At 68.0% G+C, this 22,411-nt stretch carries 22 protein-coding genes; 6 read left to right on the forward strand and 16 right to left on the reverse strand.

Annotated features, from left to right (window positions below; genetic code table 11):
* Positions 1 to 47 precede the first annotated feature (47 nt).
* Positions 48 to 1,646 carry a bifunctional aminoglycoside phosphotransferase/ATP-binding protein gene (locus ACV22V_RS10045; RefSeq protein ID WP_448013704.1) on the forward strand — a complete coding sequence of 533 codons (1,599 nt, stop codon included), beginning with the start codon at positions 48 to 50 and terminating at the stop codon, positions 1,644 to 1,646.
* 61 nt (positions 1,647 to 1,707) lie between these two features.
* On the opposite strand, the gene ACV22V_RS10050 is transcribed toward ACV22V_RS10045, so the two are convergent.
* The 12 genes from ACV22V_RS10050 to ACV22V_RS10105 all read right to left on the reverse strand — a co-directional run bounded on the left by ACV22V_RS10050 (position 1,708) and on the right by ACV22V_RS10105 (position 11,502).
* Complete coding sequence (locus ACV22V_RS10050; RefSeq protein WP_059452515.1) at positions 1,708 to 2,157, reverse strand: CBS domain-containing protein; 450 nt, start codon at positions 2,155 to 2,157, stop codon at positions 1,708 to 1,710.
* A gap of 196 nt (positions 2,158 to 2,353) precedes the next feature.
* Positions 2,354 to 2,818: a hypothetical protein gene (locus tag ACV22V_RS10055; RefSeq protein ID WP_059452427.1), complete on the reverse strand. Its 465-nt coding sequence runs from the start codon at positions 2,816 to 2,818 to the stop codon at positions 2,354 to 2,356.
* A 153-nt stretch (positions 2,819 to 2,971) separates the two neighbouring features.
* Positions 2,972 to 4,231 carry an ABC transporter ATP-binding protein gene (locus ACV22V_RS10060; RefSeq protein ID WP_059452514.1) on the reverse strand — a complete coding sequence of 420 codons (1,260 nt, stop codon included), beginning with the start codon at positions 4,229 to 4,231 and terminating at the stop codon, positions 2,972 to 2,974.
* A gap of 119 nt (positions 4,232 to 4,350) precedes the next feature.
* Entirely contained in the window at positions 4,351 to 6,084 is a 1,734-nt protein-coding gene (locus ACV22V_RS10065) for an ABC transporter permease (protein ID WP_448013705.1), read from the reverse strand.
* Between the two features lie 198 nt (positions 6,085 to 6,282).
* Positions 6,283 to 7,242 (reverse strand): acetyltransferase, encoded by a 960-nt coding sequence (locus ACV22V_RS10070; RefSeq protein ID WP_448013706.1) that lies wholly within the window; start codon positions 7,240 to 7,242, stop codon positions 6,283 to 6,285.
* 171 nt (positions 7,243 to 7,413) lie between these two features.
* Complete coding sequence (locus ACV22V_RS10075; protein WP_448013907.1) at positions 7,414 to 8,790, reverse strand: nicotinate phosphoribosyltransferase; 1,377 nt, start codon at positions 8,788 to 8,790, stop codon at positions 7,414 to 7,416.
* 79 nt (positions 8,791 to 8,869) lie between these two features.
* Positions 8,870 to 9,325, reverse strand: a complete 456-nt coding sequence (locus tag ACV22V_RS10080; RefSeq protein WP_448013707.1) for a hypothetical protein — start codon at positions 9,323 to 9,325, stop codon at positions 8,870 to 8,872.
* A gap of 181 nt (positions 9,326 to 9,506) precedes the next feature.
* The gene (locus ACV22V_RS10085; RefSeq protein WP_448013708.1) at positions 9,507 to 9,746 is read right to left on the reverse strand and encodes a hypothetical protein; all 240 of its coding nucleotides are present in this window, start codon (positions 9,744 to 9,746) and stop codon (positions 9,507 to 9,509) included.
* Entirely contained in the window at positions 9,730 to 10,239 is a 510-nt protein-coding gene (locus ACV22V_RS10090; RefSeq protein ID WP_448013709.1) for a hypothetical protein, read from the reverse strand. The genes ACV22V_RS10085 and ACV22V_RS10090 overlap by 17 nt, the downstream gene beginning before the upstream one ends.
* 90 nt (positions 10,240 to 10,329) lie before the next feature.
* Positions 10,330 to 10,779, reverse strand: a complete 450-nt coding sequence (locus tag ACV22V_RS10095) for a CBS domain-containing protein (RefSeq protein WP_059542085.1) — start codon at positions 10,777 to 10,779, stop codon at positions 10,330 to 10,332.
* Between the two features lie 61 nt (positions 10,780 to 10,840).
* The gene (locus ACV22V_RS10100) at positions 10,841 to 11,023 is read right to left on the reverse strand and encodes a BON domain-containing protein (RefSeq protein ID WP_448013710.1); all 183 of its coding nucleotides are present in this window, start codon (positions 11,021 to 11,023) and stop codon (positions 10,841 to 10,843) included.
* Between the two features lie 71 nt (positions 11,024 to 11,094).
* Positions 11,095 to 11,502, reverse strand: coding sequence for a hypothetical protein (locus tag ACV22V_RS10105; protein ID WP_448013711.1), 408 nt, complete (start codon positions 11,500 to 11,502; stop codon positions 11,095 to 11,097).
* Positions 11,503 to 11,517: 15 nt separating this feature from the next.
* On the opposite strand from ACV22V_RS10105, the gene ACV22V_RS10110 reads away from it, so the two are divergent.
* Positions 11,518 to 11,889 (forward strand): hypothetical protein, encoded by a 372-nt coding sequence (locus tag ACV22V_RS10110; protein WP_448013712.1) that lies wholly within the window; start codon positions 11,518 to 11,520, stop codon positions 11,887 to 11,889.
* Positions 11,890 to 11,953: 64 nt separating this feature from the next.
* On the opposite strand, the gene ACV22V_RS10115 is transcribed toward ACV22V_RS10110, so the two are convergent.
* Positions 11,954 to 12,475: a flavodoxin family protein gene (locus ACV22V_RS10115; protein WP_448013713.1), complete on the reverse strand. Its 522-nt coding sequence runs from the start codon at positions 12,473 to 12,475 to the stop codon at positions 11,954 to 11,956.
* 145 nt (positions 12,476 to 12,620) lie between these two features.
* Here ACV22V_RS10115 and phaZ point away from each other — a divergent pair, with 145 nt between their 5' ends.
* Complete coding sequence (gene phaZ, locus ACV22V_RS10120; protein ID WP_448013714.1) at positions 12,621 to 13,835, forward strand: polyhydroxyalkanoate depolymerase; 1,215 nt, start codon at positions 12,621 to 12,623, stop codon at positions 13,833 to 13,835.
* A gap of 51 nt (positions 13,836 to 13,886) precedes the next feature.
* On the opposite strand, the gene ppsA is transcribed toward phaZ, so the two are convergent.
* Together ppsA and ACV22V_RS10130 are read right to left on the reverse strand one after the other, a co-directional pair.
* Complete coding sequence (gene ppsA, locus ACV22V_RS10125) at positions 13,887 to 16,298, reverse strand: phosphoenolpyruvate synthase (protein ID WP_448013715.1); 2,412 nt, start codon at positions 16,296 to 16,298, stop codon at positions 13,887 to 13,889.
* Between the two features lie 239 nt (positions 16,299 to 16,537).
* The gene (locus tag ACV22V_RS10130) at positions 16,538 to 17,209 is read right to left on the reverse strand and encodes a class I SAM-dependent methyltransferase (RefSeq protein ID WP_448013716.1); all 672 of its coding nucleotides are present in this window, start codon (positions 17,207 to 17,209) and stop codon (positions 16,538 to 16,540) included.
* A gap of 222 nt (positions 17,210 to 17,431) precedes the next feature.
* Here ACV22V_RS10130 and ACV22V_RS10135 point away from each other — a divergent pair, with 222 nt between their 5' ends.
* Entirely contained in the window at positions 17,432 to 19,621 is a 2,190-nt protein-coding gene (locus tag ACV22V_RS10135; RefSeq protein ID WP_448013717.1) for an ATP-binding protein, read from the forward strand.
* 103 nt (positions 19,622 to 19,724) lie between these two features.
* On the opposite strand, the gene ACV22V_RS10140 is transcribed toward ACV22V_RS10135, so the two are convergent.
* The gene (locus ACV22V_RS10140; RefSeq protein WP_448013718.1) at positions 19,725 to 20,375 is read right to left on the reverse strand and encodes an MgtC/SapB family protein; all 651 of its coding nucleotides are present in this window, start codon (positions 20,373 to 20,375) and stop codon (positions 19,725 to 19,727) included.
* Between the two features lie 434 nt (positions 20,376 to 20,809).
* Between ACV22V_RS10140 and ACV22V_RS10145 the strand changes: the two genes are divergently transcribed.
* Positions 20,810 to 21,094 (forward strand): helix-turn-helix domain-containing protein, encoded by a 285-nt coding sequence (locus ACV22V_RS10145; protein WP_059816855.1) that lies wholly within the window; start codon positions 20,810 to 20,812, stop codon positions 21,092 to 21,094.
* Positions 21,084 to 22,388: a HipA domain-containing protein gene (locus ACV22V_RS10150; protein WP_448013719.1), complete on the forward strand. Its 1,305-nt coding sequence runs from the start codon at positions 21,084 to 21,086 to the stop codon at positions 22,386 to 22,388. Before ACV22V_RS10145 ends, ACV22V_RS10150 begins: the two co-directional genes overlap by 11 nt.
* Positions 22,389 to 22,411 lie beyond the last annotated feature (23 nt).

Below are 22,411 nucleotides of genomic sequence, written 5' to 3' on the forward strand. Positions count from 1 at the left end.
GCGGCAACGCTTTCGTACGCGCGCCCCGTATAACCGATCCGTTCATCATGTCCCGAGCGCCGCATGTCCCGTTCGCGCTGCATCGCGGAAACGCACGACGAAAGTCGACGCAATTCGATCGCGCAATGCGCCGCCCCGCCACCTATCCCCACCCCGCGGGCCGGATCGAGCGGATCGAAACCCATCTGTCCGTCGTTTATCTGGCCGGGCGCTATGCGTACAAGCGCATCAAGCCGGTGCACTTCGCCTTCGTCGATCTGATGCGGCCTGAAGAGCGGCGCCGCTGCGCGCTCGCGGAGTGCACGCTCAATCGGCCGTTCGCCGGCCCGTTGTACCTGGGTGTCTGGCCGCTCGTCGCGCACGGCCGGCGATGCGCGTTCGCCGCACCGGTGCCGACCGGCGGGCGCCGGCAGCAGACCGCGCCGGGCGAGTACGTGGTGCGCATGCGCCGGTTCGACGCGCGGGCGATGTTGTCGGTTCGCAGCGCATCGCGCGACGACGGTCTGGCGGATGCCGATGCCCTCGCCGATACGCTGGCCCGCCATCATCTGCACGCGCCGCGCCGGGCGCCGCGCGGCCATCCCGGCAGCGCGGCGAGCGTCGCGGCCCAGTGCCGGCCGTTGCTCGACACGCTCGACGTCGCGGTGCCGGACGAAGCCGCGCTGCGCGCGTGGTACGACGCCGAACTGACCCGCGTCGCACCGCTGTTCGCCGATCGGCATGCGCGCGGTTTCGTGCGCGCGTGTCACGGCGACCTGCATCTCGAGAACATCGTGCGCTGGCGGAACCGGATCCTGATGTTCGACTGCATCGAATTCGACGACGCGCTGCGCTGGATCGACGTGGCGAGCGATCTCGCGTTCGCGCTGATGGATTTCTCCGCTTACGGACGCGCGGATTGCGCCCACCGCCTCCTTTCCGGCTGGCTGGCACGCACGGGCGACCATGCGGCACTGGGCGTGCTGCCGTGCTACTTCGTCTACCGTGCGCTGGTGCGCGCGCTGACCGCCCGGCTGCGCGGCGACGAAGCGGCGCGCGCCGGCTATCTGCGCGTTGCGTCGGCGATGGCCGATGCACGACGCGATGCGCCGCCGGCGTTGCTCCTGTGTCACGGGGTGTCCGGGTCGGGCAAATCGGTGGCCAGCCGTGCGCTGGCCGCGCAACTCGGCGCGATCCGGTTGTCCAGCGACGTCGAGCGCAAGCGCCTGGCCGGCGCATCGACCGACACCCGCCTGTCCCCCGGCGCCTATTCGGACACCGCGATCGACGAGATCTACGCAACGCTGCTTTCGGAGGCTCGCGTGGTTCTCGGCAGCGGCTACACGGCGATCGTCGACGCGACGTTCCTGCGCCAGCACAACCGGACGGCGTTCATCGCCCTCGCCGCGCGGCTCGGCGTGCGCGTCGCGATGCTCGATTTCACCGCGAGTCCGCCAACGCTCGCCGCGCGTGTCGCGGCCCGGGCGGCACACGGACGCGATGCCTCCGATGCCGACACCGCCGTCCTGGCCCGACAGATCGAGCATGCCGACCCGCTGACCGAAGCCGAAATGGCGATCGCGATTCGTTTCGACACCGATTGCGATGCCTCGGCGTACGAAAGCCGCGCGTTCTGGGCGCCGTTGCTCGCCACGCTGCGCACGTAAGCGCGCGGGGCGCATGCCTCGGGCAAGCGGGCCGGCCGCGCCGGGCGCCGGCCCCGCAACGTCACGCGCGGAAACGCTGCTCCTCGACCTGCTGCAGCTTGCCGACTTCCACGACGCCGCCGAGCAATCCCGCGAGATGCTCGACGATATCGTCGAGCGTCACGATGCCGGCGAGGCGGCCTGCATCGTCGACGACCGGCAATCTACGGATGCCCGAGCGGCGCATCTCCTCGAGCGCGACGCCGATCTCGTCCGTGTCGGACACGACGACGAGGCCCCGCGACATGATCTGGCCGGCCGTCACGTCGCCCGGATCGTCGCCGCGTGCCATGACCTCGATCACCAGGTCGCGGTCGGTCACCAGGCCGATCGGAATGGCTTCGCCGTTGCGGTACTCGATCACGACGATGTCGCCGACATGCGCGTGCCGCATGCGATCGGCGAGTTCAAACGCACTGCATTCGGCCGTGCACGATTCGACCGGCTGGGTACTGATTCTTCCGATGTGCATGATGAGGCTCCCGTTGCCCTTCGCGTGGACGATACGCATGCGCACCGCCCTGCGGCGACGCATGTTTCCCGAGTTCAGGGTAAGCGCGGCGCCCCGGGCAGGGTTGACGCACGTCAACCTGCTGCTCGCCGTCGTGGCCGACAACGCGCGAACGAGCGCGCATGACGCCCGGTCCCGCCAATGGCGGGCACGGTCCCTAGATGCTGAGATATCCCTGGAACAGCCATGGCGGGCCGGTTCTCTCGCCTGTCGCGCGACCGCTCGCGGCGGGCACGCAGACGCCCGAGAAACCGGGCGATCCGTCCTGCCAGAACGACGGCACGAAGGAGAATTCGCCGTTGACCGTCACGACGAAGTCGCGATTGAACTGCGACGGCGCGAAAATCGTCACTTCGTGGAAGAACGACGCGGCCTCGTCGTGCGCCGTGCTGCGCGCGGCAAGCAGCCCCCTGGAGTCATAGCGCGCCGGCAGCGTGTAGATCTTCCCGCCGCGCTCGACCGCTTCGGCCGGCGTGAACACGAGTTCCACCCCCGGGTACGGCAAACGGTAAGGCTCGCGACAGATCGGGCCGTCGGGCCCGAGCGCGAGCGGCGGATGAGCCCAGAGCGAAAGCGACAGCGGGCTCGTGCGCTGGGCGAAGTATTCGGAAAGCCAGTTCATGGTCAGTCCTCCCGTGAACGGTCATTGACGTCGAGTTGCGGAGCGTGTCTGCCGGATCGACGCGGTTGCGTCGACGGTTCGTCCAGCGTCGCACGCCCCGCCGCGCGACGCTTGATGCCGATCAAGCACGCGATCGACATGCGCCGCGAATGGTCAGCGGCCGAACGTGCGGGTATGGTCGTCGTAGTCGAACAGTCCCGCGTAGCGGCCCCAGTCGGTCACGACCCGCAGCGCCTGCTCCGCGCTGCGCGGATCGAGATGATCCTCGAGTTCGAGCTCGAAACGCGCGCGCGGTGCACGATGCCCTTCGCGTTCGCCCAGCACTTCGTCGATATGTTCGGCGAGCGGCACGAACCGGACGACATGCTCGCGAAACAGACGCCGCCGGGCATCGTCGTCGCTTTGCGCGAACACGTGGCCCGCGGCACTCAGCCGGATGCTCCGGTCGTGCCATTCGGCAAACGCGAGCAGATGAAGCGCGGCCGCCGTCGAATACAGCGCGTCGGTCCGGAGCGCGAGCGCCGATGCAATCGTGCCGAGCTCCGCATGACCGTCGTATGGCGCGGCCGCGAGCGTGTCGACGAATCCGGCGAGATGGTGGCTCGACACGTCGGGCAGTTTCATGGCCAGCGCACTGCCGGTCGCTTCCCGGCCTGCCGCCGCGTCGGTGATGCGTGCGGTCAGCGTCGCATAGATCCGGCCGACGATCGCCTGGACGGCCGGATCGTGCCGACTGCGCGGACGCGGCAGCGGCACGCTCAGGGTCGCCTCGATGTGCGCCGGACCGGCGCCGAGCACCAGGATGCGATCGCACATCAGCACGGCTTCCTCGATGTTGTGCGTCACCATCAGCACCGACCGGATCGACAACTGGTGCGCGTCCCACAGGTCGAGAAAATCCGTGCGCAGCGTTTCCGCGGTCAGCACGTCGAGCGCCGAGAACGGTTCGTCCATCAACATCAGCACGGGTTCGCTGACGAGCGCGCGGGCGAAACCGACCCGCTGACGCATCCCGCCCGACAGCTCGCGGGGAAACGCCGATTCGAACCCGTCGAGCCCGATCAGTTCGATCGCGGCGGCCGCGCGGGCGCGTGCGTCGCTCGGCGCCAGACCCAGCGCGTCGAGGCCGAGCTCGACGTTCTCGATGACGGTCAGCCACGGGTACAGCGCGAAGGTCTGGAACACCACCGCGATGCCGTCGGTCGGGCCGGCGAGCGGCGCACCGCGATACGTCACCGCGCCGGACGACGGCTTGACGAGCCCGCCGGCGATCCTCAGCAGCGTGGACTTGCCCGAGCCGGAGCGGCCGAGTAGCCCGAGGATCTCGCCCTCGTGCAGCGCGAGATCGATATCGGCCAGCACGTGCAGCGGCTCGCCGGACGGTTTCGTGAACGATTTGCATACGGCCCGCATTTCGAGCACGACCGCCGCCGGGTCCGAAGGCGGTGCGGCCGCGCTTGCGACATGCCCTTCCGTGTATTCGCTGAGGTTCGGCACACGGGTCTCCCGTGAGTAAATGATCGGTTGAGGGCTCAATCGAGCCGCGTGCGGCGCTCGGCGAACGCGTACATCGGGCGCCACACGAGCCGATTGGTCGCGATCACGAGCAGCGACATCACGGCGACGCCGAGCGCGATGCGCGGATAGTCGCCGGCGTCGGTCATCCGCGCGATGTAGGCGCCGAGTCCGCCGGCATCCAGGCGCGTGCTGCCCCAGCTCACGGCCTCGGCGACGATGCTCGCGTTCCATGCGCCGCCCGACGCGGTAATCGCGCCCGTCACGAAGTACGGCAGCACGCCCGGCAGCATGACGTGTCGCCACCAGGTCGCCGGCCGCACGCGAAAGCATGCGGCCGCTTCGCGCAGGTCGGCCGGGAACGCGCTCGCACCGGCGATCACGTTGAACAGGACATACCATTGCGCGCCCAATATCATCAGCGGGCACAGCCAGATGTCGGGTTCGAGCCGCAGGCGCACGATCGCGAACACCGCGACCGGAAACAGCAGGTTGGCCGGAAACGCGGCGAGAAACTGCGTGACGGGCTGGATGCGGGCGGCCACGCGCGGCCGGAGGCCGATCGCGATGCCGATCGGCACCCAGATCGCCGACGCGAGCGTGACCAGCACGGTCACGCGCACGAACGTGAGCCCGCCTTCGGTTGCGACGACGCGCAGGTCCGTCCAGGTGAGCGTCGCGCGGCCGAGCCGGAACAGTTCGTACGCCGCATACGCGCATCCCGCGCCGCACAGTGCGAACCAGAGCACGTCGCCCGTGTGTCGCGGCAGCGCGACCCGGTCGCGCCATCCCGACATGAACCCGCGCAGCCGCGCGCGCGCCGCTCGACGCAGCACCGCGCGGATCGGGCCGGCCGCACGGCCGATCCATCGCGACCGGTGGAACAGGTCGAGCATCCAGCTGCGCGACGCGACGGTGGGCGCGGCATCGCCATAGCGGAACCGTTCCGACCATGCGACCAGCGGCCTGAACAGCAACTGGTCGTACAGGACGATCGCGACGCTCATCGCGACGATCGCCCAGCCCACGGCAGCGAGGTCGCGGTTCGCGATCGCCTGCGCGACGTAGGCGCCGACGCCCGGCAGGTCGACGTGCAGGTTGCCGACCGCGATCGCCTCGGACGCGACCACGAAAAACCAGCCGCCCGACATCGACATCATCGCGTTCCAGGCGAGCCCCGGCATCGCGAACGGCACATCGAGGCGCCAGAAGCGCTGCCACGCGGACAGCCGGAAGCTGCGGCTGGCCTCGTCGAGATCGAGCGGCACCGTGCGCAGCGCCTGATAGAAGCTGAACGTCATGTTCCAGGCCTGGCTGGTGAAGATCGCGAAGATCGCCGCGCACTCGGCGCCGAGGATCCGCCCGGGAAACAGCGACAGGAAGAACAGCACCGTAAACGACAGGTAGCCGAGGATCGGCACCGACTGCAACACGTCGAGCAGCGGGATCAGCACGCGCTCGGCGCGACGGCTGCGCGCCGCCGCGGTCGCGTAGACGAACGTGAAGACGATCGACGCGAGCAGTGCCGCGAACATACGCGCGACGGTGCGCAGCGTGTAGCCGGGCAGCGCCGCGGGCGACAGCGAAATGGCCGGGGGATGCGCCACCGCGAGCGGGCCGGCCATCTGGTGCGCCGAGATGCCGGCCAGCAACAGGAAGCCGACCACGATCAGCATCGCGGCGAGATCCCGCCAGCCCGGCACGGGCAACGTCCAGCGCCCGCCCCGCAATACCTCCGCATGGTGCTCCACGACGCCTCTCCCGCCGATGATGGCGGTTCATCTTCCCGGGCGGGACGGCCGGCACGCTTGACCTGCGTCAACCGCCCTGCAATGCGTAGCGCCACGATTGCAGCGAGTCCTGCCGCGCAACGGCGACCGTTCAGGAGCATCCCGATGACACCCGTTCCGGCCACGCCGTACCGCACCGACGAGCGCGCCCGCGTCGGCTCACGCGGCGGGGTACGCGTTCGCGAGCGCCTCGACGAACGCGTCGAGGCGCTCCGGCGCGAGCCGGTTGATGCCGGCCGCCCCTTCCCGGCCGCCGCCCTCCGGAAATGCGCGACAAAGACGATCGGCGCCGTACGGTGCGGCGACGGGCGCGCGAACGCTGACGGTGTACCCACCGAAGGGCGACAACGTCAGCACCGCGTGAGCGCGCGCCGCGTCACCACGCGCGAGCCGATTCGCGAAAACGCCGCGCACGCGACGCGCCCAGCGCGCGTCGGGGAGGATATAGACGTCCGCCCCCGGCAGCGCGATGTTCGCGCGCTGTCGCTCCGCACGCGCGATATCGCGTCGCCGGTTGGCGTCGAGCCGCCGCGCGAGGGGCGACCTCGCGAACTCGAGCGGGTTCGCATAGTGCCGCACCGCCGCATACACGGCCAGCGGTGCCATGAAGAGATCGTCCGGGTAATCGCCGTAACCGTTGTAGTTGACGGATTCGCCGAGCACCTGCAGCCGGTAGGCATCGGCATCCGTCAGGCCGCAAGCGGCGGCGAGCCTGCCGGCCACGCCGACGAGATTGTCGCCATAGGCGCCGACCACCGCCCAGAGGCGCTGCCGGCCCGCCAGATACCGGTCGACGATGACGCTCGTACAGGTGTCCGGCGCCGTGTCGATATGCGCGCGAAGGTGCGGATGTTCGGGCACGGCGCCGGGCATGTGGTGATCGAAATAGTCGACGTCGACCCCGCGCGCCAGCAGCGCATCGAGTGCCGCGCGGTTCGCGTCGAGCGAAACGTCCAGGACGGTGACGATGTCGCCTCCGACGGCCGGCACGCGCGCGAGCAGCGCGATGTCGCGCTTGGGGCCCGTCACGAGCACCGACTCGGCCGGCGTCTCGAGCCGGAGCTGCTGAAGCGAACAGATGCCGTCCGCATCGCCGTTGAACACGTCAAAGCGCGTCATGATTCGCGACGCCCGATAGCTGCATGAATCGAGGTGGCCACGCCACGGAACGACTCCCTTTCAGCCTGTTTGCCTTCGCGTCGTGTCGCGCCTTCGGCGAACGAGGCTCGCGCAACGCCGCCACCTTGTCGCTCAGCGTGATCGCGCGGCCGGCCGGGATTCGTGCATCGTTCATGCCGCTTGCTGCCCCGCGTGCGCGTCCAGCCTCGCATTCTCCTGCGCGACGAGTGCCGCCAGCGCCGGAGAAATCGCCGGCTGCAGCGGCATGACGGGCGCCAGCGTCTGCATCGGATCGGGCAGCGTGGACAGTTCGCGCATTGCGTGAATGCGGCTCTCGCCGAGCGTGGGAGCCGCGAGTCGTGCCCCTGCGATCATGACAGGCTGCAACAGCGGGGTGCCGTCGAGATGCTCGCCGTCGAGTCCGAGGCTGTCGGCGGCGATTCGTCCGTCCGGGCCGTATTGCCGAAACACCTGCTTGCGGCCGGGCAGCGTCGCCTTGCCCTCCGAGCGTTTGCAGCGCGCCCGGCCCGCATACTCGACGAGCTTGTACGCGCAGTCGAGGCACGGCGCGTCCGCCGACGTGCTCATCTGCGTGCCGATTCCGAAACCGTCGATCGGCGCATGCTGGTGGACGAGCTCCCGCAGCCGGAATTCGTCGAGATTGCCGCTCGCGAAAATCGTCGCGTCCGTCAGGCCGCCGTGGTCGAGAATCGCGCGCACGTTGTGCGCGTGCGCCGCCAGATCGCCGCTGTCGATCCGGACGCCCTTGATGCGCACGTTGTCGGGCGCAAGCCGCCGCGCCAGTTCGACGACCTTGTGTGCCGCGTGCTCCGTATCGTACGTGTCGATCAGCAGCAACGCGTTGTCCGGTTGCGATCGCGCGAAATGCTCGAACGCGAGCGCTTCGTCGTCGTGCGCCTGGACGTATGAATGCGCCATCGTGCCGTACACGGGAATGTCGTAGCGCAACCCCGCGAGCAGCGTCGCCGTGCCGCAGAATCCCGCCAGGTAGCTGGCCCGCGCGGACAGCATCGCCGCCTCCGAGCCATGCGCGCGCCGCATGCCGAAGTCGACCAGCAACCGGCCATGCGCGACGAGCGTGACGCGTGCGGCCTTGCTGGCAACCAGCGTCGCGTAATGGAGCAGGTTCATCACGCGGCTCTCGACGAGCTGCGCCTCGCGAAGCGGCGCCGTGATCCGCAGGATCGGTTCGTCGGCGAAAAACACCGTGCCTTCCGGCATCGCGTCGACGGTGCCCGTAAAGCGGAAGCCGGCGAGCGACGCGAGGAAATCGGCGCGCAAGCGCCCGGTCGCTGCCAGTCGCTCAAGGGCGGCGGCCGTAAAGCGCAGGCCCGCCAGATAGTCGAGGACGGGCGCCAGTCCCGCCGCCATCAGGAATGCCCGATGCTCGGGCAGCGCCCGTACGAAGAACTCGAAGCTGGCCACGTCGTTCATTCCGGCATCGAACGCGGCCTGCATCATCGTCAGTTCATACCAATCCGTCAGCAGCACGTCGTCGACGTCAGCGTCCGGCCAGGATCCGTTCATCATGCGCCCTCCCGCGCCGCTCGCGCGCATTCGTGCAGCCTGTGGCCGGCCACTGCGATGCGGACAAGCGTCGCTTCCGTCATTGCGGCGCGGGGCCCGGGGTCGACGGAACCGCGGTCCACACGCCATTGCACGACGCGACATACGGATAGTATCCGCGCGGGTCGTTGCAGTAGTACCACGCGCGCGCAGGCGGCAGCCGCGCCGGCGTCGGTGGCGGCCGCTGAACGACGATCGCGGGCGGAATGTAGGTCGGATACGGATACATCGGTTCAGGATAGATGTACCAGTAGCCGTCGACGACCCACCACCACGCGTAGCGCCCGCCGTGCCAGTCCTGAACCCATCGACCGCGCTGCCATAGCGTACGCTCCCTCGGCGCGAAATGGCGAAAGTCCTGGCCGTGGAAATCGCGGCCGTGGAAATCGTGGCGGGGCACATGGCGCGCATGCTGCGCATGTGCGGGCTGCGTCGACACGCAGCACGCGGCCGCGCACACGACGAGCAAGCGGCATGCGCGTCCGAGCCTGTTCATGGTCGTCATTCTTCGCGGAGATGCGATCCATCGTATTGAGGCCGCGCCACTCAGCTTTGACCGGGATCAACGCATGCCCGCGGCCCGGCGGGACGCCGGCGACGCGGCATTCGCAGGCTTCAGGTCATGCCGTGCTCGCCGGTTCGCATGCGGCGTGGATGACGGTGAACAACGCCGTCCGTCAGTACGTGAACGTGTCCGATTTCTTCATCTCGACCCACGTCATCCCGCTGCGCAGCCCCTCCAGCGCGGCCTCGCGCTCGGTCGCGAATACCCGGTGATGCGGGAAAACATGCTCGCACTTGCAGTCGGGTGAGCGCACCGTCACGTGGACACGGCAGCGGTACCCGCCGGTCTCAACGCCAACCGTTTCGATCGCCACGGTCCAGTCCGCCGCGTTCAATTCACCGGAAATCGTCATGATTGCCCCTTTCCTCGCCGTGCGAGCGCATGGCGCTCCCATCATCGGTCGCGCCACGCCGCGAGCCGCGATGGCGATATCCGGCCCGCCGCCTGAAGAGCCATATCGGGCCGGCGACGAGGCCCAGGATCGCCGCCCACAGCAGAAGCACGTAGCCGAACAATTGCCAGAATTCACCGACCCGCTGCTGCAGGATCCACGTGCGGTACGACGCGACGTCGCTCGCGGCATCCGGAAACGACGCGCGATAAACGAACAGCGGCAGGCAGACGTCCTGTTCGGGGATCGGTGTCGTCAGCATCGATCCGGCCGGCCGGGCACCCACGCGCCCGCATTCCGGCGCGGTCATGCCGGCCACGACACCGGTGCTTACCGGATGGTCGTGGATCGCGCCGAGCCACGTCGTCGCGCTCGCCAGCAGCAGGCAGAGACCGATTGCGCCGAGCCACCGGCGCATCCGGTTGCGCGGGTCGGTAGGCCGGCCGCGTGTCATGGATTCGCGCGCGTCCGGAGGGCGCGTCGCACCGGCATCGAGACCGCCGCTGCGCCATGCGCGGCGCGACGGAAGCGGGAACCGACCGGATCAGCCACGCTGCTTCTCCTCGAAATACGGCTGGCGGGCCGCCACGAGCCGCAACTCGTCGAGCAGCGCCGCAGCCGCGCGCAGCAGATCGTCGAGCGAGACGATGCCGACCAGTTCGCCGTCGCCGCCGACGACCGGCAATCGACGGACGCCGTGCTGACGCATCCGCTTCGCGAGCAGCCAGATGTCGTCGTCGACGTTCGCGGTCGCGACGGGCGCCGACATGATGTCACCGACGAACAGCGAGCCGGCCTGCGCATCGGGGCTGACCACCGTCAGCACGATGTCGCGATCGGTCACCACACCGACCGGCACGCATCGCCCCTCCTGTTCGCGCACGACGATCAGATCGCCGGCGTGCGCGTCGCGCATCATTTCCGCCGCCTCGACGACGGTTGCTTGTGCCGAACACGTGGCAACATCGCGGGTACAGAGCATCCCGGCATTCATGTTCGTTCTCCCGGCCGGGGCGAGGCGGAACATCGATCGATGTCCGCCGCCGCCCGAACCATCATGCAACGGTAAGTTGATCGACCACGTCGCGCACGCCCGGCGCCGACCATGCGGCATCGAAGGCAAGCCGCCGTTCGCCCGGCGAGCCGACCTGGCCGGTCAACGTCGCGATGCGTTCTGGCGCTTCCACGCCGATGCGCACCACGTCGATCGACGGATCCCGCTCGCTGTCGCCAGTCACGGCATCGACTCCGATTCGTAATCGATGAAAGCAACGGTAATTCCCGCGGCGCCGCGTGGAATTGATACAGGTCAGCGCGCGGCGTGGTGCACCATCCCGGCCGACGCCTCCACCGCGATCGTACGACACGCAGTCGTGACGTCGACATTGCGCCCTCGTCTGGCGCGATCGCGTGTGGCGAGCCGCAACACCATCTGACGGCCGTCGGCCGACAGGCGGGCAGCCGCCTCCGCAAGCGGCGCCGCATCCAGCCGAACGAGACCGCGATCGACGAGGCAGCGCAGATCGGCGGGGTCGCCCTGCGGGCGCATCGGCTCGCTGGCGAGCACCATCAGGATCGCGATTTCGTGGGGGCTCAGCAGCCGGTCGCCATCGGCGTCGATCGGCTGATGCAGGTGAGGCGCGACTGCAGGCAGTGCCGATGCTTCGGGACGGGAAATGATCTGGCGATTCGACGTGTTCGTGAACAAGAGGGGCATGTTGATGTCCGTATCATGAACGTGAAGACGCAGACGGCACGGGGCCATGTCGATCGTGGTCGAGTTCGACATGCGAGAACATCGATATTCGCTCGTGCCGGGCAATCGATCTTGATGCAGGTCATCCTGCAGGCGCGCGAGCGATCGAAACGGTCGCTGATTCGTCTGACCCAATGCCATCGAGGTACCGACGCGCTCGCGTCGCGAGACCAGGCCGGATTGCTGCCCGGTTTTTCATGTGGAATTTTTCGTCACCCGGTGCGGCACGATCTCGTTCAATCCTGCACTGCGAATCATTTTCTTCAATCGTTGTTGCTCGACGAGCCGCTCGATCGCGATGCGCTCGCCGAGCCCGTGTGCGCGTCGGCTGTTCGCAGACAATTCTGAGGGCTGGACACGGCATGTCGCGTCGCTCGGCGCCGGGATTCCGTGATTCGGCCAGGGCGTTCCGTTACGCGCTCATGCGCCGTTCGCGATCGGCAAGCCGGTGAGCGATCGACCATGCGAAATGCGCGAGCTTCCCGGCGGCCAGGCCGCGACCGATATCGCGTCCGGAAATCGCGCACGTCGCGATCGGCGCCTGCCGTGCCAGCGCCTGCATCTGCCCGAATGCTGTCAGGTCGCCGCGCTGGCCCATCGTGCAGAAGAATGCGGTCGCGCGCAGTTCGCTCCCGTGCCGCGCGAGCCAGCTCGAAACCGGCGTCGATGCACGACCCGCCCAGACCGGCGTGCCAATCACGACCACATCGTATGCGGACGGCGAACAGGCCGTCGGCCGGAGGTCCGCGGCACGATCGCGGATCACGTCGGCGAGCGAACGCAGGAAGCCGACGGCCCCCGCCCGCCGCCGATCGTCGACTTCCTGAAGCCGTTCGCAATCCGCGTCGAGTTCCGTGGCAAGCCGGCGCGCAATCGCCGCCGTCGTTTCACTGCGCGAGTAGAAAACGACAAGCATGCGTCGAGACGTGTCCATGTTCCGCTCCGTGCATCCGTCCGGGATCCGTAGACCAGCTTATGCACCGCCGATCGGGGCGACGCTGATGCAGGTCAAACCGTCGCGGCACGATCGGGCGACAGTAGGCTTGTTCGAATTTCCCGCGATTTTCCGCCCATGCGCCATGTGGTATGACCTGATCGAACAGCAACGGCAATGGTTGCGAACGTGGGACGCAGCGACGCGCTTCACGTGCGGTCTTTGGCCCGATATCGCGTCGTCGTGCTACGCCGACCTGTGCGAACCCCTGCTCGACCTGCATGCCGATGCGCCACGGTTCGCCATCGATTCGGTCGACGTGGACGGCCGTCGCATCGACGTCGACGAAACGATCGTCGCGCACACGCCGTTTTGCACGCTGCGCCGCTTCTCTCACGCGGGTGCGCGACGCGTGATCCTGCTTTGCGTGCCGCTGGCCGGCCATGCGGCCGTGATGATGCGGGAGACGGTCGAGACGCTGCTTGTCGACGGCGACGTGTGCATCACCGACTGGATCGATGCGCGCGATGTGCCGTGCGACGCGGGCCGATTCGGCCTCGACGAATATGTGTCGATGCTCGACCGCTTCATCGATACCCTGCTGGCGGACGCGCGTCCGGTGCACGTCGTCGCGGTCTGTCAGGCGACGTTTCCGTCGCTTGGCGCCATCGCGCTGCGCGCGCAACGCGACGCCGCGCTGCCGGCGAGCCTGACGTTGATCGGCGGCCCGCTCGATGCCCGCATCAATCCGAGCGCGCTCGGAACCGCGGCCCGCTCGCATTCGCTCGACTGGTGTCGCGCCACGCTGATCGATACGGTGCCGCATGGCTTCGCCGGATGCGGGCGACAGGTCTTTCCGGCCTATCTGCAGCGCGCCGAGATCGCGCTCACCTACCCGCAACACTACATGGCGCTCGTCAATGGCTATCGGCAAGCGGTGTCGAGCGGCGACGCCGACGCACTCGCAACCGCCCGCCGGGCGCTACGCGAATACCTGACGCTTCTCGACATGCCGGCCGAATACTTCCTCGACACGGTCGACATCGTTTTCCAGCGGGCATGCCTGGCGAACCGAACGTGGCACGTCCACGGCCAGCGGGTCGAGCCCGCCGCGTTGCGCTCGATCGGGTTGCTGACCGTCGAAGGCAAATGCGATGCCGTCACCGGTGCCGGCCAGACCCATGCCGCGCTGGCGATGTGCAGCGGTCTCGCAGCGAATGCGCGGCAACGCGTCGACATCGACGATTGCGACCACTACGGACTCTTTACCGGCGATCACTGGCGCACCGACGTGCATCCTGTACTGCAGGCGGCGTTCGCCCGCGCCGAACACGGCGGGGCGCGCTCGTGCGCGGCGTGATGCGCCGTCCGCCCGGCCCGGTATGGTCGTCATGCAATCATCCGACACCGTTCATTCCGGCGACGCACGCTCGCCCGGCGCAGCGTTTTCCGCGGCGGCCACGCGCCGCTTGACCGCGATGAAGCTGTCGGGGCTGACGGAAATCGAGTCGATGCCGCACGCGACGAGAAAATCGGCGAACGGCGGATGATCGCTCGGCGCCTGGCCGCACAGGCCGACTTTCGCCCCTGCGTTGCGCGCGGACTCGATCACGCGGGCGATCATCCACTTCACGGCTTCGTTCTGTTCGTCGAACAACCCGGCCAGTTCCGCCGAATCGCGGTCCACGCCGAGCGTCAATTGGGTCAGATCGTTGCTTCCGATCGAGAAGCCGTCGAAGCGCTGCGCAAACTGGCTCGCCAGGATGACGTTCGACGGGATTTCGCACATCACGTAGATCTGCAATCCGTCTTCGCCGCGCTTCAGGCCGTTGGCGGCCAGGACCTCGAGCACGCGGTCCGCCTCGTCGAGCGTCCGGCAGAACGGGATCATCACGACCACGTTCCTGAATCCCATGTCGTTTCGCAGCCGCGCGATCGCCCGGCATTCGAGCGCGAATCCGTCACGGTAGCGCGGCGAATAGTAGCGTGACGCGCCGCGAAATCCGAGCATCGGATTTTCTTCCCTCGGTTCGAACTGCGCGCCGCCGACCAGATGTGCGTACTCGTTCGTCTTGAAGTCGCTCATGCGCACGATCGCCGGCGCGGGATGACAGACCGCCGCGATACGCGCGAGGCCGTGCGCCAGACGGTCGACGAAATAGTTCGACGGGTCGTCGTACCCCGACGTCAGCGCAGCGATCTCGCGCTTCGCATGCGCGTCGGTCAGCGCATCGTAGTGGGCCAGCGCCATCGGGTGAACCTTGATATGGTTGCTGATCACGAACTCCATGCGCGCGAGGCCGATTCCGTCGGCGGGCAGTCGCCACCATCTGAACGCCGCGGCCGGATTCGCGAGATTCAGCATGACCTGCGTGCGGGTGGCCGGCAGATCGGTCAGGTCGATCGCCTCCACGTGGTATTGCGCGATGCCTTCGTACACGAACCCGGCCTCGCCCTCCGCGCACGATACCGTCACTTCCTGCTGATCGTGCAGCATGCGGGTCGCGTTGCCGGTGCCGACGATGGCCGGCAATCCCAGTTCGCGGCTCACGATCGCGGCATGCGAGGTGCGGCCGCCGTGATCGGTGACGATCGCCGAGGCGCGGCGCATCACCGGCAGCCAGTCGGGATCGGTCGTGTGCGTCACCAGTACCGCGCCGTCGACGAATCGCCCCATGTCGTGCGGACTGTCGATCACGCACACGCTGCCGGCCGCGATCGCCTCGCCGACACTGACGCCGGTGAGCAGCTTGCGGCCGGTCTGACCAAGTCGGTAGGTCTTGATGGCGCTGGCTTCGCGCCGGGACTGCACCGTTTCAGGACGTGCCTGCACGACGAACAGTTCGCCGCTTATGCCGTCCTTTGCCCACTCGATATCCATCGGCTGGCCATAATGCGCCTCGATCGCGCAGGCCCACTTCGCAAGCGCCAGGATGTCGCGGTCCGGCAGCACGAAGGTGGCACGCTCGGCTTTCGAGGTCGGCACGTTGCGGGTCGGTGCATGCTCGTCGCGCGCATAGATCAGCTTGCATGCCTTGCCGCCGAGCGTCTTGCCGATGACGGGCGTGCACGCCGGATCGCCGAGCAATGGCTTGAACACCTCGTATTCGTCGGGGTCGACGGTGCCCTGCACGACATTCTCGCCAAGCCCCCACGCCGCGCTGATCAGCACCACCTTGTCGAATCCGGTTTCCGTGTCGAGCGAAAACATCACGCCGGCCGCGCCGAGGTCCGAACGCACCATCCGCTGCACGCCGACCGACAGCGCGACGCGCAGGTGATCGAAGCCCTTTTCTTCGCGGTAGGCGATCGCACGGTCGGTGAACAGCGACGCATAGCACCGGCGGCACGCTGCGAGCAGCGCATGTTCGCCGCGCACGTTCAGGTAAGTTTCCTGCTGGCCCGCGAAGCTCGCGTCGGGAAGATCCTCGGCGGTCGCGCTCGAGCGCACGGCGACATCGACGTCGTCTCCGTCGGCCTGTCGGCACAGTTGCCGATACGCGTCGCGGATCGCGTCGGCGATGTCGTCGGGCCAGTCTCCGTGGAGGATCGCCTGCCGGATCGACGCACCGGCGTCGGCGAGCGCCATCTTGCGTGCGCCGAACGCCTCGAGCGTGCTGCCGATGACTTGCCTCAATCCGTTCGCATCGATGAATCGCCAGTACGCATCCGCGGTCGACGCGAACCCGGGTGGCACGCTTACGCCGTGTGCAGACAGGTTGCCGATCAATTCGCCCAGCGATGCGTTCTTGCCGCCGACGCGTGACACGTCGCCGCGCCGCAGGTCGTCGAACCATACGACGTGTGCATTCCCGTGATCCATGACGAGCCCTCCGATGGTCGCGGCCGAGTGACATGCGACAGGCGCGGTCCGGCATTGGCCGGCGCGGTCGGCCGAACACGGTCATCGTGGCCCGACACCTCGGCGTCTCTCGTGACCTGCATCAAGAACGGAGGCCGACGCGCGAACGGGGTATCAGGCTCGCGACGAGGGTTCGCTACCGGAGCAATGGCGTCACGGAATCCTGGCGCCCGATGACGCGGGTGACCGAGCCCTCTGCCTCACTGAAAGAACTTCGAAAGCCACCCCGGCGCCGCCGCACGATCGAAAACCACGTGCAATTCCGGGCTGAATGAGCCGAATTTGAGCCCATGCTGCGTCGCCAGCAGCGTCAGCGCCTGGCTCGTGTAGAACGAAATATGCCCGTTGCGCGGCACGCAGTACCACCATTGCTCGATCCCGCGCGCAAGGATTTCCGGCGTGATCAGGGACGTCTGAAACAGCAGTGCGCCGGCAGGCCCCCTGTACCGGATGATGTCGGCGAACAGGCTTCGGGAATCCGGATGATGCTCGAAGACTTCGAACGACAGGATCGCATCGGATCGCTGCTCGGCCTGTGCGTCGAGGTGCCGCTCGCCGTGCTCGTTTCGCTGATGATGCATGGCGTCGACTGGAACGGGCCGCGTATCGCGATGCTCGTCGCGACACCGGTGCTGATCGCATGCACCGTGCTGCTGACCCGTCCAGTGGCATTCAGCACGGTATGGAAGCACAAGCGCTCGCCGTTCGAACTGGACGACAATGTGCGCGCATCCATCTACGGCCGGCTGACCGGCATCGCGCTCGGCCTCGTGTTCGGCATCATGGTCGCGACGACGTTTTCCTGATGACAGGCTTTCGCGCGTAACGCGTCCCGTCGAGCCCCCCTCCCCCGCGCCACCCCGATCGCGCATCCGTCCTGCAATCCGCGGCAGAATTTACAAACGCGGCGTCACCCGGCGCCGCCCGCCCGTGCCGGGCTCACGCCGCACGGCCGTCGGGCCTGGGCGCGCGCGCGGCACGCGGCTTGCTCGCGTCGGCCCGGATATGGCCGCGGCACGGAATCGCCGGCCGCCAACGGCATTGCCTGGTCGTGAGCTATGAAAACTGCGCCTCCCCTGCTGGAATCGGCACCGATGCGGGCCGATCACTTCGTCCAGTTCTACGAGTCCGATGCGCAGCTCGTGTCGGAAGTCGCACTGTTCGCGGCCGAGGCGCTGCGCGTGGGCGGCAGCGCGATCGTGATCGCGCGACCCGATTGCCTTGCGGCGGTGCACGAACGCCTGCGTACGCTCGATGCGTCGATCGGCGACGCGGCCCGCGAGCGCATCTTCATGTCGAGCGCGCAGACGCTGCTCGACAGCTTCATGGACGGCGACCTCCCCGACCCCGCACGCTTTCGCCGCTCGATCGGCACGATCGTCGAAGCAGCGGTCCGCGCCGGCCGCCCCGTGCATGCGTTCGGCGAAATGGTCGCGCTGCTGTGCGCGCAGCAGCGGTACGCCGGTGCGCTGCGGCTCGAAGCGCTATGGAACGAACTGGTCGAGCAACACCGCTTCTCGCTTTACTGCGGCTATCCGGTCGACGTGTTTCCCAGCACCGAGCAGTCGGAGACGTTCCGCCATGTCTGCGCGCTGCATCGCCGCATCCTGCCCGCCGCATCGCTGCGCCACGACGAAAACGAGTTGCACCTGACGCTGGCGCTGTCGCAGCAGCGCTCGCGCGCGCTGAGCGACGAGATCCGCCGTCGCGAGGACGCCGAGCAGCAACGCAACGGCGTTCTGATGCACGCGCCGTTGCCGATCGCGCTGCTGTCGGGCGCCGCGCACCGGATCGTGCTCGCGAATCACCGCTTCTCCGCGCTGTGCGGCCGGACCGACATCGTCGACCAGCCGCTGACGGCCGTGCTGCCCGGCGGCGATACGCCGGCGATCGTGCGCGCGCTCGAAACCGCCCGCGCGCAGGGCCGCTCGACGACGATCGCCGAGCACCGCGACCGTCCCGAGCCGGACGGGGCCCGCGTGTATCGGCTGCATTTCAATCCGCAGCCGCTTGCCGACGGGCTTGGGGTGATCGTCAGCGCGGTCGAGGTGACCGAGCACGTCGCCGCGCGCGAGAAGCTCGTCGCCGCGAATGCCGAACGCGACCGGCTGCTCGGCGAACTGCGCGACGCGAATCAAGCAAAGGACCAGTTTCTCGCGGTGCTCGGCCATGAGCTGCGCAATCCGCTGACGCCGATCTCGCTCGCGCTGGAGCTGATCCGCAACCGCGACGGCCACGCGACGCCGAACGAGATCGCGATCATCCAGCGGCAGCTCGATCACATGGTCCGGCTGATCGACGACCTGCTCGACGTGTCGCGCATCACGCGCGGCAAGATCACGCTGAAGAAGGAAGTCGTGCAGCTCGCCGACATCGTCGACCATGCGGTCGAGGTCGCGAGCCCGCTGCTCGAGCAGCGCCGTCACCGCCTGCATGTCGACGCCGATCCGGACGCACGCTGCCACGGCGACCCGGTGCGACTGTCGCAGGTCATCGCGAACCTGCTGACCAACGCGGCGAAATACACGCTGCCGGGCGGCGACATCACGGTGCGCGCGGCCCACGGTTCAGACGGCACCGCGCTCGTCGAGGTATGCGACAACGGCGCCGGCATTCCGCGCGACCGCCTCGACAGCATCTTCGAGCCGTTCTACCGGCTCGACGGCGACGCGAAGCAGGCGCACGGCGGCCTCGGTATCGGCCTCGCGCTCGTGCGCAGTCTCGTGACCCTGCACGGCGGCACGGTGCGCGCGGACAGCGCCGGACCCGGCTGCGGCAGCACGTTTACGATCTCGCTGCCCGAGTACCGGCCGAAAGCCTTGGCGATCGCCGCGCCGCAGCCGCCGCTCGGCATCCGCGAGATGGCGCCGGGCCGCACCGGCCGGCGCGTGATGCTGGTCGACGACAACGAGGATGCCGCGTCGACGCTCGCGCAATGGCTGCGCGAGGCCGGCCACGAAGTCGCCGTCGTGCACGACCCGGTGACCGCGCTGGCCGCGTACCGCGCTTACCGTCCCGACGTCGCGATCCTCGACATCGGGCTGCCGGTGATGGACGGCTACGAGCTGCTGAGGCGGCTGAAGGCGATCAACGAAGTCACGCCATGCATCTTTCTCGCGCTGACCGGCTATGGCCGCAACGCGGATCGCGAACGCTGCCTCGCGACCGGGTTTCTGCAGCATTTCGTGAAACCGGTCGACCCGGCCGCGCTTCATCTCGCGATGAGCCCGCCCGGAACGAACGGCGATGCGCACGACGGCGCCGAGCCGGAAGCCGGACGCTGAACGGAGCACGCGACCAGCCGACGCCCGGAAAGCACCGTGCGGCTCAGTTCTCCACGGAACAGCGGATCGAAGTCAGGTTTGCCAATTCGGCGATCCGGATCAATTAAGGCAGCATCGCATCGGCGTTGGTCGGTTCGCGCCACGTTACGAGCAGTTCCTCCTCGCGCACGGCGCGCGCGGCCGTTTCGCGAAAACCGCGCGTGCGGCACGCGAAGCCTGCGTCCCGCAGCCCGGTCGTCAGGCGGTCGCGCGTCGGCGAGCCGAGTTCGTATTCGATCGTGAGCAGTGCCGTCCTGACGCTCCGTACGCGCTGCTCGACCAACCGCAGCGGCCATACGACCAGGAGTCCGAGCACGAGCCCGAGCGCGCCAAGCGACAGCTGGCCGCCGCCGATGCACAGACCGACCACCGTCACGAACCACAGCGTCGCGGCCGTGGTGACGCCGGATACGAGGCCGTCGCGATGGAGAATCGCGCCGCCGCCGATGAAGCCCATCCCGGTCAGGATGCCGAGCGGCAGGCGCATCAGGTCGAGCACCGAGAACGCGCCCTCCGGCTTGCCGGCCTGCAGCAGCAATGCATTGACCTGAAGCATCGACAGGCACGCGGCAAGGCAGACGAGGGTCGTCGTGCGCAGCCCGGCCGTCTTGCCGGATTCGCTGCGATCGAGGCCGATCAGCCCGCCCGCGACCAGCGCGAGGGCGATCCTGACGAGGACCGCATCCCACTGAAGTACGACCGGCATGGGCTCCATGCGCGCCTCCATTCAAATCCGTCACGCGTGACGCGTCGCGGTGCGGCCGCGGACGGCGCATGCGGGGCGCAAGGTTCGGGCCCGATCTGGTTGCGGAACGACGGACGCGCGCGGCGCAGGCCGTCGACGACGAACGTTGGCTCGCTGACCGTGATCGCCGCCGGCGAATAACCGCCGGCTCCATGCATCCTCCCCGGCCTGGCCGGTCGCCTGCGCATGCGATCAGCGCAACGCCGAACCGTCTTTTTCGTATTCGATTGGATACGGCGATGATTTCAACATACGGTTCTACGAGCCTCTGTTCCCGATCGGGTACGAAATGATGTCTCAAGTCATTTCCCCGCATCTCCGTTCCTGTACGGATACCAAATGATGCCTCAGCCGACCAGTTGTGCAATACTGTTCCCGATCAGATACGAAGCACGGAGAACGTCATGTCGGAATCCCAGTCCGTCGACACGATCGGCGCGCTCGCCCACCTCATCCGCGCGGCGCGGCTCCAGCAGGGGTTCACGCGCGACGAACTCGCGAACGCGACCGGGCTGTCGCCGAAATTCATCAGCCAGGTGGAAGCCGGAAAGCCGACCGCGCAAATCGGCAAGGTCATGATGCTGCTCGGCGAACTGGGCGTGCGCCTGTACGCCGAGTCGTCGGTCGAGATTACGGAAGCCACCGCGCTGAAGGCCGCGCAACGCCGCAGGAGCAGCCATGGCGGCTAGAACGCTGATCGCCTCCGCCAACGGCGAGCGCATGGGCACGCTGACCGACGACAAAGGCATCTGGTCGTTCGCGTACGACCCGCAATGGCTCGCATCCCCGACAGCCTATCCGCTGTCGCCGGCGTTCGCGCTGCGCGCCGGCACCTTCACCGATACGTCGACCGATCGCCCGGTCCAGTGGTTCTTCGACAACCTGCTGCCGGAGGAAGGCATGCGCACATCGCTCGCGCGCGAGGCAAAGGTCGATGCCGCCGACGCATGGGGCCTGCTCGCGTACTTCGGGCGCGAATCGGCCGGCGCGCTGACGCTGCTGGCCGACGGTGAACAGGAAGCACCCGGCAGCCTGCAGCCGCTGCCGCTCGACGAGCTCGAACGCCGGATCCAGGCGATGCCCGAGCGCGCACTGACGGCCACCGCGCCCAAGCGCATGTCGGCAGCAGGCGCGCAGCAGAAGCTGCTGGTGGTGCTGCGCGGCGACGCACCCGACTACGCGCTGTACGAGCCGGTCGGCAGCGAGCCGTCGATGCACCTGCTCAAGCCGGACATGCGCGCGGCCGGCTACCCGCACTCGGCGATCAACGAATTCTTTTGCATGAAGCTCGCGAAGAGGATGGGCCTCGACGTGCCCGACGTGCACTTCCTGCGCGCGCCGTCGGCGTGCTACGTGATCGACCGGTTCGACCGCGACGTCGCGTCGGCGCCGGCCGGGCGCGTGCATACGATCGACGCAATGCAGCTGCTCAACTACGACCGCGGCTTCAAGTACCAGCGCGCGAACGCGCAGGAGCTTGCCCGTGCGATCGACCGCACCAGCACGCGCGCGCTGGCGCGTCTGTCGGTGTTCCGCTGGACCGTGTTCAACGTGGTGGTCGGCAATGCCGATGCGCACCTGAAAAACCTGTCGTTCTTCGTCGACGCGCGCGGTTACCGGCTCGCGCCGTTCTACGACATCGTCAGCACGGTCGTGTATCACACGCCGACGCACCGGCCCGACCATCGCGGCGATCACTGGCCGCACTGCGAACTGACGATGCCGCTCGGCACCGCGACGCGGTTCGTCGATATCGATGCGGATGCGCTGATCGCGTTCGGACAGGCACTCGGGCTCAGGGACAAGGCGGCGGCCAGCGAGCTGCGGCGTTTTCTCGAGCCGCTCGATCGCCACGTCGCGCAGACGCTCGATGACGTGCGCGCAATCGCCCGCCCGGACGCCGGGGAGACGCGGTTGCTGAATTCGATCGCGGCGATGCCGATCGCCGAGATGGGGCGCGCGCTTCGGTCGACGGGTGATTGAGTACGGATATCGAAAAAGGCGCG

It is taken from the genome of Burkholderia sp. AW33-5 (assembly GCF_053427615.1).

What these genes read in the sequence shown, in the direction of transcription:
- ACV22V_RS10045 (WP_448013704.1), top strand. Translation starts at nt 48, where the DNA reads ATGTCCCGAGCGCCGCATGTCCCGTTCGCGCTGCATCGCGGAAACGCA.
- ACV22V_RS10050 (WP_059452515.1), bottom strand. Translation starts at nt 2,157, where the DNA reads ATGCACATCGGAAGAATCAGTACCCAGCCGGTCGAATCGTGCACGGCC.
- ACV22V_RS10055 (WP_059452427.1), bottom strand. Translation starts at nt 2,818, where the DNA reads ATGAACTGGCTTTCCGAATACTTCGCCCAGCGCACGAGCCCGCTGTCG.
- ACV22V_RS10060 (WP_059452514.1), bottom strand. Translation starts at nt 4,231, where the DNA reads ATGCGGGCCGTATGCAAATCGTTCACGAAACCGTCCGGCGAGCCGCTG.
- ACV22V_RS10070 (WP_448013706.1), bottom strand. Translation starts at nt 7,242, where the DNA reads ATGACGCGCTTTGACGTGTTCAACGGCGATGCGGACGGCATCTGTTCG.
- ACV22V_RS10075 (WP_448013907.1), bottom strand. Translation starts at nt 8,790, where the DNA reads ATGAACGGATCCTGGCCGGACGCTGACGTCGACGACGTGCTGCTGACG.
- ACV22V_RS10080 (WP_448013707.1), bottom strand. Translation starts at nt 9,325, where the DNA reads ATGAACAGGCTCGGACGCGCATGCCGCTTGCTCGTCGTGTGCGCGGCC.
- ACV22V_RS10085 (WP_448013708.1), bottom strand. Translation starts at nt 9,746, where the DNA reads ATGACGATTTCCGGTGAATTGAACGCGGCGGACTGGACCGTGGCGATC.
- ACV22V_RS10090 (WP_448013709.1), bottom strand. Translation starts at nt 10,239, where the DNA reads ATGACACGCGGCCGGCCTACCGACCCGCGCAACCGGATGCGCCGGTGG.
- ACV22V_RS10095 (WP_059542085.1), bottom strand. Translation starts at nt 10,779, where the DNA reads ATGAATGCCGGGATGCTCTGTACCCGCGATGTTGCCACGTGTTCGGCA.
- ACV22V_RS10105 (WP_448013711.1), bottom strand. Translation starts at nt 11,502, where the DNA reads ATGCCCCTCTTGTTCACGAACACGTCGAATCGCCAGATCATTTCCCGT.
- ACV22V_RS10110 (WP_448013712.1), top strand. Translation starts at nt 11,518, where the DNA reads ATGAACGTGAAGACGCAGACGGCACGGGGCCATGTCGATCGTGGTCGA.
- ACV22V_RS10115 (WP_448013713.1), bottom strand. Translation starts at nt 12,475, where the DNA reads ATGGACACGTCTCGACGCATGCTTGTCGTTTTCTACTCGCGCAGTGAA.
- phaZ (WP_448013714.1), top strand. Translation starts at nt 12,621, where the DNA reads ATGTGGTATGACCTGATCGAACAGCAACGGCAATGGTTGCGAACGTGG.
- ppsA (WP_448013715.1), bottom strand. Translation starts at nt 16,298, where the DNA reads ATGGATCACGGGAATGCACACGTCGTATGGTTCGACGACCTGCGGCGC.
- ACV22V_RS10130 (WP_448013716.1), bottom strand. Translation starts at nt 17,209, where the DNA reads ATGCGCGATCGGGGTGGCGCGGGGGAGGGGGGCTCGACGGGACGCGTT.
- ACV22V_RS10135 (WP_448013717.1), top strand. Translation starts at nt 17,432, where the DNA reads ATGCGGGCCGATCACTTCGTCCAGTTCTACGAGTCCGATGCGCAGCTC.
- ACV22V_RS10140 (WP_448013718.1), bottom strand. Translation starts at nt 20,375, where the DNA reads ATGGAGCCCATGCCGGTCGTACTTCAGTGGGATGCGGTCCTCGTCAGG.
- ACV22V_RS10145 (WP_059816855.1), top strand. Translation starts at nt 20,810, where the DNA reads ATGTCGGAATCCCAGTCCGTCGACACGATCGGCGCGCTCGCCCACCTC.
- ACV22V_RS10150 (WP_448013719.1), top strand. Translation starts at nt 21,084, where the DNA reads ATGGCGGCTAGAACGCTGATCGCCTCCGCCAACGGCGAGCGCATGGGC.